Origin of the sequence: Micromonospora pattaloongensis, from assembly GCF_900107255.1 — a bacterium.
In the GTDB taxonomy this organism is placed as follows: domain Bacteria; phylum Actinomycetota; class Actinomycetes; order Mycobacteriales; family Micromonosporaceae; genus Micromonospora_I; species Micromonospora_I pattaloongensis.
Map to the genome: position 1 here is coordinate 382,875 of NZ_FNPH01000002.1, position 16,563 is coordinate 399,437.

Genomic DNA, 16,563 nt, shown 5'->3' on the forward strand with positions numbered 1-16,563 from the left:
GATGAAGATCCTGCACACCTCCGACTGGCACGTCGGCAAGGTCCTCAAGGGACACTCGCGGACCGCCGAGCACGTCGCGGTGCTCGCCCAGGTCGTTGAGATCGCCCGCGCCGAGCGCCCCGACCTGGTGATCGTCGCCGGCGACCTGTACGACACCGCGGCACCCACCTCCGACGCCACCAAGCTGGTCACGCGGGCGCTCTCCGCGCTGCGCGGCACCGGCGCGCAGGTCGTCGCGATCGGCGGCAACCACGACAACGGGCCCGCGCTCGACGCGCTGCGGCCGTGGGCCGAGGCCGCCGGCATCACGCTGCGCGGCACCGTCCGGGACAACCCCGACGAGCACCTGATCGAGGGCGTGACCGCGGGCGGCGAGCGGTGGCGGCTGGTGGCGCTGCCGTTCCTGTCCCAGCGCTACGCCGTGCGCGCCACCGAGATGTACGAGCTGACCGCCGCCGAGGCCACCCAGACGTACGCCGACCACGTGGCCCGGCTGGTCCGCCGGCTCACCGAGCGGTTCGCCGAGCCCGACGTGGTCAACCTGATCACCGCGCACCTGACGGTGGTCGGCGCGCAGATGGGCGGCGGCGAGCGCGAGGCGCACACCGTGCTCGGCTACGCCGTGCCGGCCACGGTCTTTCCCACCAGCGCGCACTACGTCGCGCTCGGGCACCTGCACCGGGCGCAGCAGGTGCTCGGTCCCTGCCCGGTCCGCTACAGCGGCAGCCCCCTCGCCGTCGACTTCGGCGAGGAGGAGAACACGCCGGCCGTGACGATCGTCGAGGTCACCGCCACCACCGCCGCCCGGATGCGCGACGTGCCGGTCACCGCGGCCATCCCGCTGCGCACCGTACGCGGCACGCTCGACGAGCTGGCCGAGGCGGCCGACCCGACGGCGTGGCTGCGGGTGTACGTCCGCGAGGCGCCGCGTGCGGGGCTGCGCGAGGAGGTCCAGGCGCTGCTGCCGCGGGCGGTCGAGGTGCGCATCGACCCCGAGATGATGCCGACGACCCAGAGCAGCGCGCGGGCCGCGCAGCGCGCCGGCCGGTCCCCGCGCGAGCTGTTCGGCGACTACCTGGAGCAGCGGGGGCACGTCGACGACGGCGTCCGCGAGCTGTTCGACACGCTCTACGAGGAGGTGAGCTCCGCGTGAGACCGCTGCGCCTGGACCTCGCCGGCTTCACCGTCTTCCGTGACGAGACCACCGTCGACTTCACCGACGCCGACTTCTTCGCCCTGGTCGGCCCGACCGGGTCCGGCAAGTCGACCGTGCTCGACGCGATCTGCTTCGCGCTCTACGGCCAGGTGCCACGCTGGGGCAGCAGTCGCGGCATCGCCAACGCCCTGGCCCCGTCGGCCACCGAGGCGCGGGTGCGGCTGGTCTTCGAGTCGGCCGGCGACCGCTACGTCGCCACCCGGGTCGTCCGCCGCGACGGCCGGGGCAACGTCAAGACCAGCAACGCCGGGCTGCAGCTGATGCCGCGCGGCTTCGACGTCACCAAGCTGGACACCGGGATGAGCCCGGAGGACCTGGGCGAGGTGCTCGCCGGGACGCCGGCCGAGATGGAACAGGCGGTCCTGGAGGCGGTCGGGCTTCCGTACGAGCAGTTCACCAGCTGCGTGCTGCTGCCGCAGGGGCAGTTCGCCGACTTCCTGCACGCCAAGCCGGCGACCCGGCAGCAGATCCTGGTCAACCTGCTCGGGCTGCAGGTCTACGAGGAGATCCAGAAGCGGGCGGCGACCCGCGCGATGCAGGCCGACGCGCAGCTCGCCGCCGTCGACCAGGTGCTCGACGGGCTCAGCGGCGCCGACGAGGAGCAGCTGGCCGCGGCGGCCGACCGGGTCGAGACGATGCGGGAGCTCGCCGCGGCCGTCGAGTCGGCCGTGCCGGCGCTGCGGGACGCCCAGCGCGCCGCGACCGACGCCGTCGCCGCGCTCGGCGCCCTCGACGCCGAGATCGAGCAGCTCGGCGCGGTCCGGCCGCCGGCCGGGGTGACCGCGGTGGCGACCGCCGTCGCGACCGCCCGCGCGACCGCCGCGGAGGCGGCCGCGGGCGTGGCCGCCGCCGAGGACGGCGAGGAGAAGCTGCGGGCGGCGCTGGCCGGCGCGGGCGACGCCGCCGCGCTGCGGCTGCTGTTGACGGCGCACGCCGACCGCGAGCGGGTGGCCGCGCAGGCCGCCGAGCTCGCCACCGCGCTCACCGGCGCCGAGACGGATCACGCCGCCGCGGTGACCGCGCTGGAGGCGGCGCGCGGCGAGGCGGCCCGCGCGGCGGAGCGACTCGAGGCCGCGCGGCGCGCCTATCAGGAGGCGCAGACCGCGGACCGGGCGTCGGCGCTGCGCGCCCACCTCACCGCCGGCGCCGACTGCCCGGTCTGCGCGCAGCCCGTCCACACCGTGCCGGCCACCCCGGCCGGGTCGGCCGTGGCCGCCGCCGAGGCGGCCGGGCACACCGCGCGCGCGGAGCACGACGCCGCCCAGCAGGTGGTGACGGAACGGGACCGGGCCGCGCGCGAGCTGGAACGCGTACTCGATCGGGTGCGTGCGCAGCACGAGCAGCTCGCGGCGCGCGGCGCCGAGCTGGACCGGCAGCTGGCCGACTCCCCCGGCCCGGCGGTGCTGCGCCGGGAGCTGGACTCGGTCGCGGCGCTGCAGCACCAGTTGGACGACGCCGGCGGGGCGGTGCGGGCCGCCCGCGAGGCGCAGCGGCGCGCGCAGGTCGCCGTCGAGGCCGCCGAGGAGCGGATGCGCAGCGCCTGGCGGGAGTTCGACACCGCGCGCGACGGGGTGGCGCGGCTGGGGCCGCCGGCCGCCGAGCGCGACGACGTCGCCGCGGCCTGGGAGTCGCTGCGGCGCTGGGCCGAGGAGGAGGCGCAGCGGCGCCGGGCCGACCGGGTCGCGGTCGCCGAGGGCGTGACGGCGGCGCGGACGGCCGCGGCCGGGGCGGCCGACCGGATCGCGGCGCTCTTCACCGACGCCGGGCTGACCGCGCCGGCCGGCGGCGCGGACGGCGCCGGCTACCCGCGGGCGGCCGCGGTGGCGCTCGAGCGCGCCGAGGCCGAGCAGCGGCGTCTCGCCGAGCGCCGGGAGCAGGCGCGGCGGCTGGCCGAGCAGCGGGCCGGGCACGAGCGGGACAGCCGGGTGGCGAAGGCGCTCGCCGGGCACCTGCGGGCCAACAACTTCGAGCGGTGGCTGTTGGAGGAGGCGCTCGACCTGCTCGTCGATGGCGCGTCGCGAATCCTGCGGGAGCTGTCGTCCGGGCAGTACGACCTGGTGCACGACAAGGGCGAGTTCTACGTTGTCGACCACCACGACGCGGGGCTGCGCCGCGCCGTGCGCACCCTCTCCGGCGGCGAGACGTTCCAGGCCTCCCTCGCGCTGGCGCTGGCCCTGTCCGAGCAGCTCGCCGGGATGTCGACCACTGCCGCCAGCCTGGAGTCGATCGTGCTCGACGAGGGCTTCGGCACGCTCGACGCGGCCACCCTCGACACGGTCGCGGCCACGCTGGAGACGCTCGCCGCCCGCGGTGACCGGATGGTCGGCGTGGTCACCCACGTCGCGGCGCTCGCCGAACGGATCCCCGTCCGGTTCGCGGTGCGCAAGGACGCCCGGACCGCCCACGTCGAGCGGACCGGCCTGTGAGCGCGAGGAGCGCGGCGCGGCGGAGCCCCGCGGTCGCGATCGAGAGGCGGGCCCGGTGACCGTCCGGATCTTCGTCGACGGCTGGGATCCGGCCTACGGCGCCTCCTTCGAGGCGTCCGCGACGGCCGGCCCGGCCGCGCCGAGCAGCGCGGAGGTCGACGCCGGTGTCGAGGTGCCGACCGACGCGTGGCGGCCGCTGACCGCGCCGCCGGCCGTACGCGCCCCGCACGTGGTGCTGCTCGTCGACGGGGTGCGGCGCATCGACGCCGGGCTGTGGACGCAGGAGGAGGACGGTGCCTCGTACCCCGGTCTGGCCGCGTCGTACGCCGCCGGCGTGGTCCGCTGCGACCTGGGGCGCGGCGCCGCCGAGCTGGCCGGGGCCCGGGTGGAGCGCGGCCTGTTCACGGCGAGCCCGTCGGCGACCGACGTGGTCGCCGGCCAGCTCCGCTACGCCGTGCACCGGGTCGCGGGCACCGGTGAGCTGAGCAAGCTCCCCGCCGCCGTGCAGGCGCCGCTCACCGCGCTGGAGGTCGAGGTCTCGAACGCGGCCCGCACCGACGGCGACCTGCTGATCGTGGACGGGCCGCTGCGCAACCGCCGCCAGTTGCCGCGCACCATCGGGTACATCAAGACCCAGCACAGCCAGTACCTCCCGGCGGCGCTCTCCACTGTGGTCACCGGCCTGCGGGCGGGCGAGCGCTCCCCCGTCTTCAAGCTCGGCACCGCGTGGGGCGGCTGGTCGTGGTACGTCCGGCTGCCCGGATCCGCCGGCGCGCCGTGGGCCGGCATCGTCCGGGTGGAGTGCTCCGCGGAACTGCCCCCGCAGGAGGCGATCGGGCTGGCCGACCTGTCGCTGGTCACGCTGCCGCGGTTCGCGTCCACCCCGTACAAGGATCCTCGGGCTCCGCAGAACCTGATCCCGATCGCCGGCCTCGAACGCCGCCTCCGCGCCCTCCTGGGCGACCCGCGCCTCCTCTACCGCGCCCTCACCCTCGCCGCCGCCCGTTGACCCTGCCCGAAACAGCGGGGCGGGATACTGCGGGGATGGGGCGCAAGCGTGGGGTGGAGCGGGGGGAGACGGTCGCCGTCGGGTCGGGGGTGGCGGAGGTGCGCCCGGACCCGGACCGGCCGCGGGGGTACACGCTGCTGATCGACGGGGCGGCGCAGTCGCACGTCGATCTGGACGACCCCACGCACCTGGAGTTCGAGTACGTGCGGCGGATCGCCGCCGCGATCGATCTCGTCGCGCCGCCGCGTCAGCCGCTGCGGGTGCTGCACCTGGGCGGCGGCGCGTTGACGCTGCCCCGGTACGTCGCCGCGACCCGGCCCGGGTCGACCCAGCGCGTGGTCGAGATCGACGGCGCGCTGGTCGAGCTGGTCCGGCGGGCGCTGCCGTGGCCGGCCGACCCCCGGTTGCGGGTACGTGTCGGCGATGCCCGGGCGGCGGTCACCGCGACCCGCGACGGCGCGTACGACCTGGTGGTGTCGGACGTGTTCGCCGGCGCCCGGACGCCCGCCGCGCTGACCTCGGTGGAGTTCATGCGCGAGGTGGCGCGGGTGCTCACCCCCGGCGGCTTCCTTTTGCTGAACGTGGCCGACGGGCCGCCGCTGCGGCACGCCCGCGCCCAGGTCGCCACCGCTCGGGCCGCGCTGCCGCGGCTGTGCCTGGTCACCGACGCCGCCGTGCTGCGCAACCGGCGGTTCGGCAACCTGGTGCTGGTCGCCGGGCGCGTCGACCCGCCGGTCGCCGAGCTGACCCGGCGGGCGGCCGGCGACTGGTTTCCCGGCCGGGTGCTGCACGACGCCGAGCTCGACCGGTTCGCCGGCGGGGCCCGCGTCATCACCGACGAGACGGCCACACCGTCGCTGCCGCCGCCGCCGGGAACTTTCGGCATCGCGATTTGATCCGGGCGCGGCCGGGCTCCGTACCCCTGGGTGGCCCCCAGCCGCGGGCCGACCCGACCACGTCGACGGAGGTCCACGATGCAGGCGGTAGCCAGCGGCTGGCACGGCGACCAGCTTCTGCCGGGCCGGCTCTGCAGCACCCCGCGGCAGCGTGCGGCGGAACGTTGGCAGACTCTCGACGGAAGGCGGGCCGACCGCGATGATGTCCCGGTGACGTCCCCCCGAACGGCGCGCCGCCACCACGCCACCTCCGCCGAGACGCGGCACGAGGACAACCTCGTGCGGATGCTCTACGAGGAGCACGCGCGCCCACTGTTGGGGTTCGTGCTGCGGCTGACCGGGGGTGACCGGCAGCGCGCCGAGGACATCGTGCAGGAGACGCTGCTGCGGGCCTGGCGCAACGCGCACCGGCTGGGCGCGCAGGGGCAGTCGTCGCTGCGGCCGTGGCTGGTCACCGTCGCGCGCCGGATCGCGATCGACGACCATCGCAGCGAGCGGGCGCGCCCGACGGAGGAGTACGACCGGGACCTGGAGAGCTTCGCGGAGAGCGACAGCACCGATCGTGTGCTGCGCACGATGACCGTCACCGACGCCATGCGGACGCTCAGCCAGCCGCACCGCGAGATCCTGGTGGAGACGTATTTCCGGGGTCGGACCGTGCCGGAGGCCGCCGAGGAGCTGGGGCTACCGCTCGGCACCGCCAAGTCGCGGGTCTACTACGCGCTGCGCGCGCTGCGGTCCGCCCTGCAGAAGCAGGGGGTGACCGAATGAGCCGCGCGCAGCACTGGGATGTCGGCGCGTACGCGTTGGGAGTGCTCGACGAGGCCGACGCGGAGCGCTTCGAGGAGCACCTGGCGAGCTGCTGGGCCTGCGCCGCGGAGCTGGAGTCGATGCTCCCGGTCGTCGAGCTCCTCTCCGACGTCGACATCGACGAGCTGCAGGAGGCGGAGCCGGCCGGGCCCGACCGCCACATGCTGGACCGGATGATCCGGGTGGTCGGCGAGGACCGACGCCACGCGCGCAGCCGCCGGGTGCTGGCGATCGCGGCGGGGGTCGTCGCCGCCGCGATGATCAGCGGGGCGTCGCTCTTCGCGGGGTCGCAGTGGTTCGGGGAGGCGCCGGCGAACGTGACGGCGCAACCGGAGCCGACGGCGCCCTCGGCCAGGCCGCCCGCGTGGCCCAACGGGTTGAACATCGGCGGACCGGAGCTGGCGGTGCCGGAGGGCGCCGAGCAGTTCACCGGGATCGACAAGAGCAGCGGCGTGCGTGCGGACCTGGTCCTGGAGGCGGCGGCGTGGGGCACGCAGATGTCGTTCGCCCTCAGCAAGCTGCCCGGACCGCTGCAGTGCCGGCTCGTGGTGATCCGGGCCTCCGGCACCGCGGAGGTGCTGTCGAGCTGGTCGGTGCCGGCCGCCGGGTACGGCACCGACCAGCAGCCGATGCCGCTGCTGCTGCAGGCCGCGACGGCCGCGCCGCGGGACGACATCGACCGGGTGCAGGTGCAGGCGGTGGATGAGCAGGGTGTCGCGCGGGCGCTCGTGACGGTGCCCGTCTGACATAGCCCTTTGGGAAAGCCCGTTCGGGGGGCGTGCGGAATTGTGCCGTGCGTCCCCCGAAAGGTTCCCGCCAATCCAGGTTCGCGCCGATTCCCGAACCATTTCCGCCGTCGGTGGCAGACACTACCCATGCCGCTGGCGACGTGCAACGTGCAGACCCCCGCGATCCCCTACACGCACCGCGGCTCCGATCGGTTCAACGATGGGGTGTGAGATTGTCCACGGTCAATTACTAATCCGGCCGTCGCGGGCCGCGCGTACCTCCTGCCGACAGCCCGAACGTGGACGATTGAGGGAGCGCACGTGGCACTCGTAAAGCGAACCGTCATCCTCGCCGGCACGCTGGCGGCAATGACCCTGGCGGGGTGCGCGCCGGCGGGCTACAGCCCGGACGAGGCCGGGGCCGAGGCGCAGCCCGTCGCGAACGCCGCCGCCGAGGCGAGCCCGAGCGCCAGCGCGGCACCCGAGGCCGCCGAGGCGGCGGCCGACGTCGATCTCACCACCCGACTCGTCGGCAAGAGCGTGCCGCAGATGGGCAAGGTCGTGACCGACGACGAGGGCTGGACCCTCTACCGCTTCGACAAGGACACCGACGACCCGCCCACCTCGAACTGCTCCGGCGACTGCGCGAAGGTCTGGCCGCCCGCGCTCACCGACGGCAGCCCGGAGATCGCCGGCATCTCGCCGGACAAGGTGGGCACGGTCAACCGGCCCGACGGCACCAAGCAGCTGACCATCGGCGGCTGGCCGGTCTATCGCTACGCGGGCGACACCAAGCCGGGGCAGTGGAAGGGCCAGGGCGTGGGCGCCACCTGGTTCGTGGTCGCGCCGGACGGCAAGAAGAACCTGGAATGCCTGCCCACCGGGACGCCGAAGGCGGTTCCCCCGCCGGCCGAGGGCGACAGCGCCGGCAGCAGCTCGGGTGGGTACAACTACTGACGACTCCCGCCCGTACGACGCGGCGGCCGGTCGTTGCCAGGGAGGGCGCGGCCGGTCGTCGCCGCGTCGTACGTCGACCCGGCCGGCAGTGACCGAGAATCGATATCGGAACTACGCACCGCCACCGGCGGCGCCCCATTTCGTCGTCCGTTTTCGCCCGGCGTCCGAACTCCCGACATCGGCCGAACGGAGGATGCCGGCGGCTTTCCGGCCCCGACATAAGTTTCTTTTAACTGACGCCTAAGACTTCCGTATTTCGCGGGCGACACGTTGACGATTGTCCGCCCGCATCAATACGGTTTTGCCGAATCCTCAATCGATCGACCCGGAGGTGGACAGATGGTGTCGGCATCACGGCCGCGGCGCGCGATGCGTTGGGCGGCCGCCGTCGTCGCCGGACTCACGAGCGGCCTCGTCGGACTGGCTCCGGCGACAGCGGAGGCCGCGACCCGGGTGCCGGCGCGCGCGGCCGCCGGACCGCTCACTTCCGCGGATCAGGACCTGCTGGTCAAGGTGCGGCTGGCCGGTTTGTGGGAGATGCCGGCCGGGCAGATGGCCGCGGAGAAGGGCTCCAACAAGCGGGTCCGCGAGATCGGCGCCGAGATCGCGAAGCAGCACGCGGAGCTGGACCGGCTCACGGTGGTGGCCGCCGGCAAGCTCGGGGTGCCGCTGCCGGACGAGCCCAACACGGACCAGCGGTTCTGGCTGCGGGAGATGACGGAGGCGTCCGGGCCACAGTTCGACACGATCTTCGTCGACCGGCTCCGCGCGGCGCACGGCAAGGTCTTCCCGGCGATCGCCAACGTCCGGGCCGGCACCCGCAACGACGTCGTCCGCGAACTGGCGCAGGCCGCCAACGGCTTCGTGCTCAACCACCTGACCATGCTGGAGAGCACCGGGCTGGTCGACTACGAGGGCCTGCCGCGGCCGGCCGGCCCCGCCGGCGCGGTGTACACCAACGACGGCACGCTGCTGGAAGGGGCGGTCGCGCGGGCCAACGCCGACGGCATCAACGCCTCGATCATCACGATCGTGCTGGCCGCCGCGGTCGTCGCCGGCGTCATCGCGACGTTCCGTGTGATCCGCTCCCGTTGAGCGGTACTTCGATTCTGCGTTTCGTTCGGACGGCCCCACCCCTCGCCGTCCGGGAAGGAAGAGGTGGCACCACGTGAACAGATCACGACGGCAGGACATGTCGTACGGCGCCGAGCGGCGGCGCGGGCGGATCGCGTCGACGAAGCCGCGCACCCGCATCGTCGCGGTGGCCGCGACGCTTGCCGTGTTCGGTGGCATCGTCGCCGTGACGCAGGTGTCCAACGCCGGCACCCGCGGCCAGCGCCCCCGTCCCCAGGCGTGCGCGACCCCCAACACCCCCGGCGGCACGGAGAGCCCGGCGCCGACGGTCGCGCCCGGCGCACCGAGCCCCGGCGCGAGCGCCGGGACGTACCGCGACCGGTCGGGCGCGCGGCACCACCTCGGCGACGGCCAGGGCACGTGGGGCCGGGGCGGCCGGCAACCGGTCACCTGCACCCCGGCCGCGCCGGCCAGCGGCAGCCCCGGCACGGGCAACCCGGGCACCGGCAACCCCGGCGCCGGGCTGCAGATCCTCGGCAACAACTGCGACAACAGCCAGCGGCAGGCGCACGACGGCTTCCAGAACGGCGACCGGTGCGTGAGCACCGCGTTCGGTGAGGTCGGCAACGCCGAGCAGAACCCGACGCTGCTGATCTCGTCGGCGCCGCAGCGGGTCCGGGTCAACCAGGCGTTCACCATCCGGGTCAGCACCCGCAACCTGGTCCGCGACCGGTTCCTCGCCGCGGGACAGGGCGGGTACTACAAGGAGAGCTCCTTCCTGACCGCCGAGGGCCTGGTCCGCGGCCACTTCCACAGCGCCTGCCGGATGCTGGCCAGCCGGCGCACCGCGCCCGACCCGGCGCCGGTGCCGGCGTTCTTCGTCGCGACCGAGGACGGCCAGGGCAGCGCGACGCCGGACGAGGTGACCGTGCAGGTGCCGGGGCTGCCGCAGACCGGCATCGCGCAGTGCGCGGTCTGGGCCGGCGACGGTTCGCACCGGATTCCGATGATGCAGCGCGCCAACCAGATCCCCGCGTTCGACGTCGTCCGGGTCACCGTGACCCGCTAGCGGCGGCTTCGCAGAGCCGGAACGGCACGTCCCCGCGACGTGCGGACGTCGCCACCCGTCACGTGGAGAGCCGGGTGGCGACGACGCACCGCGGGACGTGCCGTTCCCCCGCTCCCCACGGCCTGCCGTGACCTGCGCCGCGCCGGCGGCCCGCGCGGCGGCCGTGGCGACGGCCCGCGTGGCACAGTGTCCGGGTGACGCGGGCGGAGACGGTGCTGACCAGGAGGCTGAGGCCGCCCGAGGGCTACCACCTCGCCGGCACCGTCGGGCGGCTGGCGATGAACCGGCACGACCCGTGCGCCCGCGCCGTTGACGGCGCCTTCTGGTGGGCCACCCCCACCCCGGACGGTCCGGCCTCGCTGGCGCTGCGGGGCGACGGCGCGGAGGTGGTCGCGACCGGCTACGGCCCGGGGGCGGCGTGGGTGATCGAACACGCCGACGCGGTCGCCGGGCTGCGCGACGATCTCACCGGCTTCGCCGAGCTGGCCGCCGCGCACCCCGTCGTGGCCGAACTGGCTCGCACGCACCGGGGCCTCCGGTTCCCCACCACCGGACAGGTCTTCCCGCGGCTGCTGCGCGCGATCTTCGAGCAGAAGGTGACCGGGATCGAGGCCTACCGGGCGTACGCCGCGACCGTCCGACGCTTCGGCACGCCGGCGCCGGGTCCGGTCGCCGCGCTCCGGCTGCCGCCCGCCCCGGCCGTGATCGCCGCCGCGCCGTACTGGGAGTTCCACCCGTTCGGCGTCGAACAGCGGCGTGCCGACACGGTGCGCCGGGCGGCCGCGCTCGCCGCCCGGCTCGAGGCGTGCGCCGACGCGGCCGAGGCGACCCGGCGGCTGACCGCGATCCCCGGCATCGGCCCGTGGACCGCCGCCGAGGTGGTCCGGACCGCGTACGGCGACGCGGACGCGGTCAGCGTCGGGGACTACCACATCCCCAACATGGTCGCCTGGGCGCTGGCCGGCGAGGCCCGCGGCGACGACGCGCGGATGCTGGCGCTGCTGGAGCCGTTCACCGGACACCGGGGGCGGGTCTGCGTGCTGCTCGAGGTCGCCGGCCGGCACGCCCCGCGGTTCGGGCCGCGGCTCGCGCCGCGCTCCTTCGCGAAGTTCTGAACGAACGCGACGCATCGCGATCACCGGGGCATGGACGCGCGGCGCGCGGCGTGCGAGCATCACCACATGTCGACGGAGCTCGATGCCTCCGGGGCGCCGCTGCGCGAGCCCCCCGCCCCGGCGCGCCCCCGCCACGCCCGGCTGCCCTGGGTCGTCGCGATCCTGGCGGCCACCGTCTGCGCCGTGCTGATCGTGCAGCGCATCGACGCCGACGGCGGCCCCGCCGACCTGCGCGGGCAGCTCGCGAGCCGGATGGTCACCGTGCTGGAGCAGACCCCACCGGATCAGCACCACGGCCACGGCGAGCACGTCAACCAGGCCACCGAGGGGCGGCCGCGCATCGTCTGCGGGGTGCGGGTGTTCGGCTTCGAGCCGGCCACGGCCGACCGCCTCGACGCGGTCCGCACGGTGTACGGGCACCACCTCTGCGCCGTCGCGCAGCCCGGGCTCGCCTGGGACGGGGCGGTCAAGCTCGTCGGGCCGCTGGTGCTGGACCTCTCCACCGACCCGCCGACGATCGAGGTCGCCGAGGCGAGCGCGACGGTGTCGTTCCGCGACCGGGTGCGGCAGCTGATCCCGGAGCGCTACCAGGAACAGGCCTTCCAGGAGTCCCTCGAGCCGGCGACGATGACGGAGCTGCGGCGCCGCTACGACGAGGCGGCGCGCGGGTAGCCGCACCCGGCGGGGCGCCATGGGCGCGCGTGCCCCGCTGACCTCGGTCGCAGATGGTTGACTAGGCGGGTGCAGCTGCCGATCAACCCGCCGGTCGAGCCGATGCTCGCGAAGAGCGTTCCGGAGCTCCCGGCCGACGCGGGCATGACGTACGAGCCCAAGTGGGACGGCTACCGGTGCATCGTGTTCCGGGACGGCGACGAGGTGGAGCTCGCCAGCCGGGGCGGCAAGACGCTGACCCGCTACTTCCCCGAGGTGATCGCCGAGGCCCGGCGCCAACTGCCGCCCCGGTCGGCGATCGACGGCGAGCTGATCGTGATCCGCCGTGACGGCGCGGGCGGCGGGCCCCGACTGGACTTCGAGCTGCTCGGGCAGCGCATCCATCCGGCCGCGTCCCGGATCAACCTGCTCGCCGAGCAGACGCCCGCCTCATTCGTCGCGTTCGACCTGCTGGCGCTCGGCGACGAGCTGCTGGTCGACCAGCCGTTCACCCGTCGACGGGCGCTGTTGACCGAGGCGCTGGCCGGGGTGCGGCCCCCGATGCACGTCACGCCGACCACCACCGACCTCGACACCGCGCGGCGCTGGTTCGACCTCTTCGAGGGCGCCGGCCTGGACGGGGTGATCGCCAAGCCGGCCGACCTGCCGTACGCGCCGGGCAAACGCCTGATGTTCAAGGTCAAGCACGCCCGCACCGCCGACGTCGTGGTCGCCGGGTTCCGCTGGCACAAGTCCGGGCCGATCGTCGGCTCGCTCCTGCTCGGCCTGTACGACGACGCGGGCACCCTGCACCACGTCGGCGTCTCCGCCTCGTTCAGCGCGGCCCGCCGCGCCGAGCTCCTCGACGAGCTCGCTCCCTACCGGGCCGCCGCCGGCCACCCGTGGGTGCACGGCGACCACTCCAGCGGCCAACGCATCCCGGGCGGGCCGAGCCGATGGTCCGGGGCGAAGAACCTGGAATGGGAGCCGGTGCGACCGGAGCTGGTGGCCGAGGTCGGCTACGACGCGATGGAGGGCGACCGGTTCCGGCACACCGCCCAGTTCGTGCGCTGGCGGCCCGACCGCGACCCCCGGTCCTGCCGCTACGACCAGCTCGACCGCCCCGTCCGCTTCGACGTGGAGCAGGTGCTGGCCGGCGACCCCAGCCCACGGGAGTGACCGACGGCCGGGCCGGACGCGACGGACGGCCCGGCGTCGAGCGCGTAGCCCGGAGCCAGGAAGATCACGGAGGATGCTCGTGTCCCGTACCCACCGTCTGACGCTGGCGCTGCTCGCCGCGGTCACGCTGGTCGTGACCGGGTGCACCGCGCCGGTCTTCGCGCCGCGCACTCCGGCGCGTGAGGGCGCCGCACCGGGCGGCGCGACCCCGGCGTGGAAGCCCTGCCCGGAGGTGCCGCGGGACCTGGTGGGGCGGGGCGCGCCCGACATGACGTACGAGTGCGCCACGATCCGGGTGCCGGCGGACTGGAACGCCGGCGGCGGCAGCGGCGGCGGGGCGAGCGCCGCACCGGGCGGCGACTTCGAGATCGCGCTGCTGCGGGTGCGGTCCGGGCACCAGCGGGACCGGATCGGGTCGCTGGTCATCAACCCCGGGGGCCCCGGCGGCTCCGGCATCGACACCGCGGTCTACCTCTCCTTCGGCCCGGCCTTCGGGGGCCTTCCCGACGAGGTCACCCAGCGCTTCGACATCGTCGGCTTCGACCCCCGCGGCGTCTCCCGGTCGAGCCCGGTCAAATGCGTCGCCGACGCCGACTGGGACGCCGCCTTCGGCTACGAGCCCGACCCGGCGACCAGGGAACAGTTCGACGGCCTGCTGGCGCTCAACAAGAAGATCGGCGAGCGGTGCGGCGCGCAGTACGGCGAGCGGCTCCGCCTCTACTCCACCGAGCAGGCCGCGCGCGACATGGACGCGGTCCGGGCCGCGGTCGGCGACGACAAGCTCACCTACCTCGGATACTCGTACGGGACGCTGCTCGGGGCGGTGTACGCCCAGCTCTTCCCGCGTAACGTGCGCGCCTTCGTGCTGGACGGGGCGGTCGACCCGAAGCTCGACGTCGTGGCGGGCTCGGAGAGCCAGGCCAAGGGCTTCGAGCTCGCGTTCGGCAACTTCGACAAGTGGTGCGCGAGCACGCCGGCGCGGTGCCCGATCGCCCCGGACGCCCGCACGGCGGTGACCGACGCGATCGAGAAGGCCCGCACCTCGCCGGTCCACGGCGGCAACGGCCGGGACGCCACCGCCGGCTGGATCTTCTACGCCGTGATCTCCTCGCTCTACACGGAGGCGGGCTGGCAGCAGCTCGCGCAGGCGATCGAGAGCCTGGAGGGCGGCGACCCGGGCAAGATCTTCGACCTGGCGGACGAGTACACCGGCCGCGAGAAGGACGGCCGGTACTCGAACCTGTTCGACGCCAACCTCGCGGTGAACTGCGCCGACGCGGGATCCGTGCCGAGCGTCGACCGGATCCGCGAGCTGCAGTCGAGCTGGCGCCGGAAGTATCCGCTCTTCGGTCCGGCGCTCGCCGTCGGCATGCTCAGCTGCGTCACCTGGCCCGGTCAGCGCGACCCGTACCCGACCGACGCGGCGACCGGGGCGCCGCCGGTGGTGGTGGTCGGGACCACCGGTGACCCGGCGACGCCGTACGAGCAGGCGCCGCGGCTCGCCAGGATGCTCCAGGTCGGCACGGTGCTGACCTGGGAGGGCGAGGGGCACACGGCGTACCCGCAGACGCGGTGCATCACCGAGGCCGTGAACCGGTACCTCATCGATCTGGCGGTGCCGCCGACCGGGCAGCGCTGCCCCGCACGCTAGCGCGCTGACGCCGCACTACCCCCGCGTTTACTGACCGTAAGCAGAGCAAAGGCGCGGAACCCCACTATCGGTGGCCGACGCGGGGCGGGCACGGGCTGGGACAGACGGTCGCCTCCGACCCCTCATCCGCGGGGGCGAGGTGGCCGTCGCGGAGGACGAGCACGCGGTCGGCCAACTCGATCAGCCCCGGATCGTGCGTCGCCACCAGGGCGGTCATCCCCCGCGCGTGCACCAGCGCCCGCAGCAGGTCCATGATGGATCGCCCGGTCTGCGAGTCGAGCTGCCCGGTCGGCTCGTCGGCGATCAGCAGCTGCGGGTCGTTCGCCAGCGCCCGCGCCACCGCCACCCGCTGCTGCTGCCCGCCGGACAGCTCGTTCGGCCGCTGCGCCGCGTGCCCACCGAGCCCGACCAGCTCCAGCAGCATCGCCACCCGCTCCTCCCGCTGCGCGGCCGGCATCTTCGCCAGCCGCAGCGGCACCCCGACGTTCTCGGCGGCGGAGAGAATCGGCAGCAGGCCGAACGACTGGAACACGAACCCGATGGTGCCCCGGCGCAGGTCGAGCAGCTGCGTCTCGTCGGCGGCGGTCAGGTCGTGGCCGGCGACCACGACGCGGCCGGTGGTCGGCCGGTCGAGCCCGCCGACGATGTTGAGCAGCGTCGTCTTGCCGGCGCCGGAGCGGCCGCGGATCGCGACCAGCTCGCCGCGGCGCGCGGTGAACGACACGTCGCGGACCGCGTGCACCACCCGATCGCCGCGGCCGAAGTCCCGACCGACGCCCTCGACCCGGACCAGCTCGTCGCTCATCGCGCATCTCCTGACTCCCGGGAGCCGGCGGCGGGCCGGACCTCGACGTGGTCGGGTTCGAGGTTCAACCGGACCCGGTCCCGCAACGACAGTGCCTCGACGAACGTCGCCGGCAGCTGCAGCCGGCCGGTCCGGTCGAGGACGGCGTACTCCTCGCTCACCAGCTCCGTCCTCCCGTCGCCGGTGACCCGCGCGGTACGCCGCACCTCCGACGCCGTCCGCCCGTCGCGGATCGCGATCGTCCGGCTCACCTGGGCGGCGACCGCGTGGTCGTGGGTGACCACCACGATCGTCACGCCCAGCTCGGCGTTGATCGTCCGGAGCGTCCGGAACACCTCGTCGGCGGTCGCCTCGTCCAGCTCGCCGGTGGGTTCGTCGGCGAAGAGCACCTCGGGATCGTTGGCCACCGCGACCGCCACCGCGCAGCGCTGCTGTTCGCCGCCGCTGAGCTGCCCCGGTCGCCGATCGGCGGCGTAGCCGACCCCCGCCAGGTCCAGCAGTTCCCGCGCCCGCGCCCGGATCGTTCGCGAGCGACCGCCGGCGAGCCGCATCGGCAGCTCCACGTTCTCCAGCGCGGTCAGATACGGCAGCAGGTTGCGGCCGGTCTGTTGCCACACGAAGCCGACGGTGTGCCGGCGGTACCGCAACCGTCGCCGCGCCGACATGGTGAGCAGGTCGTAGTCGGCGACGCGGGCGATCCCGGCGGTCGGCACGTCCAGGCCGGAAAGGATGTTCAGCAGCGTCGACTTGCCCGACCCGGAGGCCCCGACGATGGCGACCAACTCCCCCTGGTCGATCACCAGGTCGAGGCCCTGCAGCGCCACCACCTCGACGCCGTCGGTCTTGAAGATCCGCACCAGCCCGTCGCACACGATGTGCCCGCGCAGCTTGTCGGCGCCGCCCGCCCGGGCCGCGGCCCGGTCCGCGGCGCGGCGTTGCAGCTCCGCCAGGTCCGGCGCGGTGAGCTCCGTCGTCAT

Annotated in this window: 15 protein-coding genes; 13 read left to right on the top strand and 2 right to left on the bottom strand. The window is 74.8% G+C overall.

The features are described 5' to 3' along the window. Position 1 precedes the first annotated feature (1 nt). The 13 genes from BLW47_RS07605 (at position 2) to BLW47_RS07665 (ending at position 14,781) form a co-directional block, all read left to right on the top strand. Complete coding sequence (locus BLW47_RS07605; protein ID WP_091553450.1) at positions 2-1,153, top strand: exonuclease SbcCD subunit D; 1,152 nt, start codon at positions 2-4, stop codon at positions 1,151-1,153. Then, the gene (locus BLW47_RS07610) at positions 1,150-3,642 is read left to right on the top strand and encodes an AAA family ATPase (protein ID WP_091553454.1); all 2,493 of its coding nucleotides are present in this window, start codon (positions 1,150-1,152) and stop codon (positions 3,640-3,642) included. Before BLW47_RS07605 ends, BLW47_RS07610 begins: the two co-directional genes overlap by 4 nt. Before the next feature lie 55 nt (positions 3,643-3,697). Continuing rightward, complete coding sequence (locus BLW47_RS07615) at positions 3,698-4,651, top strand: hypothetical protein (RefSeq protein WP_091553457.1); 954 nt, start codon at positions 3,698-3,700, stop codon at positions 4,649-4,651. A 35-nt stretch (positions 4,652-4,686) separates the two neighbouring features. After that, entirely contained in the window at positions 4,687-5,547 is an 861-nt protein-coding gene (locus tag BLW47_RS07620; RefSeq protein ID WP_091553461.1) for a spermidine synthase, read from the top strand. Between the two features lie 78 nt (positions 5,548-5,625). Beyond that, positions 5,626-6,318, top strand: coding sequence for a sigma-70 family RNA polymerase sigma factor (locus tag BLW47_RS07625; RefSeq protein ID WP_091553464.1), 693 nt, complete (start codon positions 5,626-5,628; stop codon positions 6,316-6,318). Continuing rightward, a complete protein-coding gene (locus tag BLW47_RS07630; RefSeq protein ID WP_091553466.1) occupies positions 6,315-7,103 on the top strand; it encodes an anti-sigma factor family protein in 789 nt (262 codons plus the stop codon). Before BLW47_RS07625 ends, BLW47_RS07630 begins: the two co-directional genes overlap by 4 nt. A 303-nt stretch (positions 7,104-7,406) precedes the next feature. Further along, positions 7,407-8,042: a hypothetical protein gene (locus BLW47_RS07635; protein ID WP_091553469.1), complete on the top strand. Its 636-nt coding sequence runs from the start codon at positions 7,407-7,409 to the stop codon at positions 8,040-8,042. Between the two features lie 339 nt (positions 8,043-8,381). Then, entirely contained in the window at positions 8,382-9,137 is a 756-nt protein-coding gene (locus BLW47_RS07640; RefSeq protein ID WP_245736512.1) for a DUF4142 domain-containing protein, read from the top strand. A gap of 73 nt (positions 9,138-9,210) precedes the next feature. After that, positions 9,211-10,185: a Pecanex-like protein 1 gene (locus tag BLW47_RS07645; RefSeq protein ID WP_245736514.1), complete on the top strand. Its 975-nt coding sequence runs from the start codon at positions 9,211-9,213 to the stop codon at positions 10,183-10,185. 194 nt (positions 10,186-10,379) lie between these two features. Further along, the gene (locus BLW47_RS07650) at positions 10,380-11,300 is read left to right on the top strand and encodes a DNA-3-methyladenine glycosylase family protein (RefSeq protein ID WP_091553475.1); all 921 of its coding nucleotides are present in this window, start codon (positions 10,380-10,382) and stop codon (positions 11,298-11,300) included. A gap of 66 nt (positions 11,301-11,366) precedes the next feature. Further along, on the top strand, positions 11,367-11,972 hold the full coding sequence (locus tag BLW47_RS07655) for a hypothetical protein (protein WP_139307195.1): 606 nt from the start codon (positions 11,367-11,369) through the stop codon (positions 11,970-11,972). Positions 11,973-12,041: 69 nt separating this feature from the next. Then, positions 12,042-13,130, top strand: coding sequence for an ATP-dependent DNA ligase (locus BLW47_RS07660; protein ID WP_091553482.1), 1,089 nt, complete (start codon positions 12,042-12,044; stop codon positions 13,128-13,130). 73 nt (positions 13,131-13,203) lie between these two features. Then, complete coding sequence (locus tag BLW47_RS07665) at positions 13,204-14,781, top strand: alpha/beta hydrolase (RefSeq protein ID WP_091553485.1); 1,578 nt, start codon at positions 13,204-13,206, stop codon at positions 14,779-14,781. Positions 14,782-14,845: 64 nt separating this feature from the next. On the opposite strand, the gene BLW47_RS07670 is transcribed toward BLW47_RS07665, so the two are convergent. Together BLW47_RS07670 and BLW47_RS07675 are read right to left on the bottom strand one after the other, a co-directional pair. Continuing rightward, on the bottom strand, positions 14,846-15,586 hold the full coding sequence (locus BLW47_RS07670; protein ID WP_091553489.1) for an ABC transporter ATP-binding protein: 741 nt from the start codon (positions 15,584-15,586) through the stop codon (positions 14,846-14,848). Further along, the gene (locus BLW47_RS07675; protein ID WP_091553492.1) at positions 15,583-16,563 is read right to left on the bottom strand and encodes an ABC transporter ATP-binding protein; all 981 of its coding nucleotides are present in this window, start codon (positions 16,561-16,563) and stop codon (positions 15,583-15,585) included. Before BLW47_RS07675 ends, BLW47_RS07670 begins: the two co-directional genes overlap by 4 nt.

What these genes read in the sequence shown, in the direction of transcription:
- BLW47_RS07675 (WP_091553492.1), bottom strand. Translation starts at nt 16,563, where the DNA reads ATGACGACGGAGCTCACCGCGCCGGACCTGGCGGAGCTGCAACGCCGC.
- BLW47_RS07640 (WP_245736512.1), top strand. Translation starts at nt 8,382, where the DNA reads ATGGTGTCGGCATCACGGCCGCGGCGCGCGATGCGTTGGGCGGCCGCC.
- BLW47_RS07620 (WP_091553461.1), top strand. Translation starts at nt 4,687, where the DNA reads ATGGGGCGCAAGCGTGGGGTGGAGCGGGGGGAGACGGTCGCCGTCGGG.
- BLW47_RS07630 (WP_091553466.1), top strand. Translation starts at nt 6,315, where the DNA reads ATGAGCCGCGCGCAGCACTGGGATGTCGGCGCGTACGCGTTGGGAGTG.
- BLW47_RS07605 (WP_091553450.1), top strand. Translation starts at nt 2, where the DNA reads ATGAAGATCCTGCACACCTCCGACTGGCACGTCGGCAAGGTCCTCAAG.
- BLW47_RS07665 (WP_091553485.1), top strand. Translation starts at nt 13,204, where the DNA reads ATGCTCGTGTCCCGTACCCACCGTCTGACGCTGGCGCTGCTCGCCGCG.
- BLW47_RS07655 (WP_139307195.1), top strand. Translation starts at nt 11,367, where the DNA reads ATGTCGACGGAGCTCGATGCCTCCGGGGCGCCGCTGCGCGAGCCCCCC.
- BLW47_RS07625 (WP_091553464.1), top strand. Translation starts at nt 5,626, where the DNA reads ATGCAGGCGGTAGCCAGCGGCTGGCACGGCGACCAGCTTCTGCCGGGC.
- BLW47_RS07670 (WP_091553489.1), bottom strand. Translation starts at nt 15,586, where the DNA reads ATGAGCGACGAGCTGGTCCGGGTCGAGGGCGTCGGTCGGGACTTCGGC.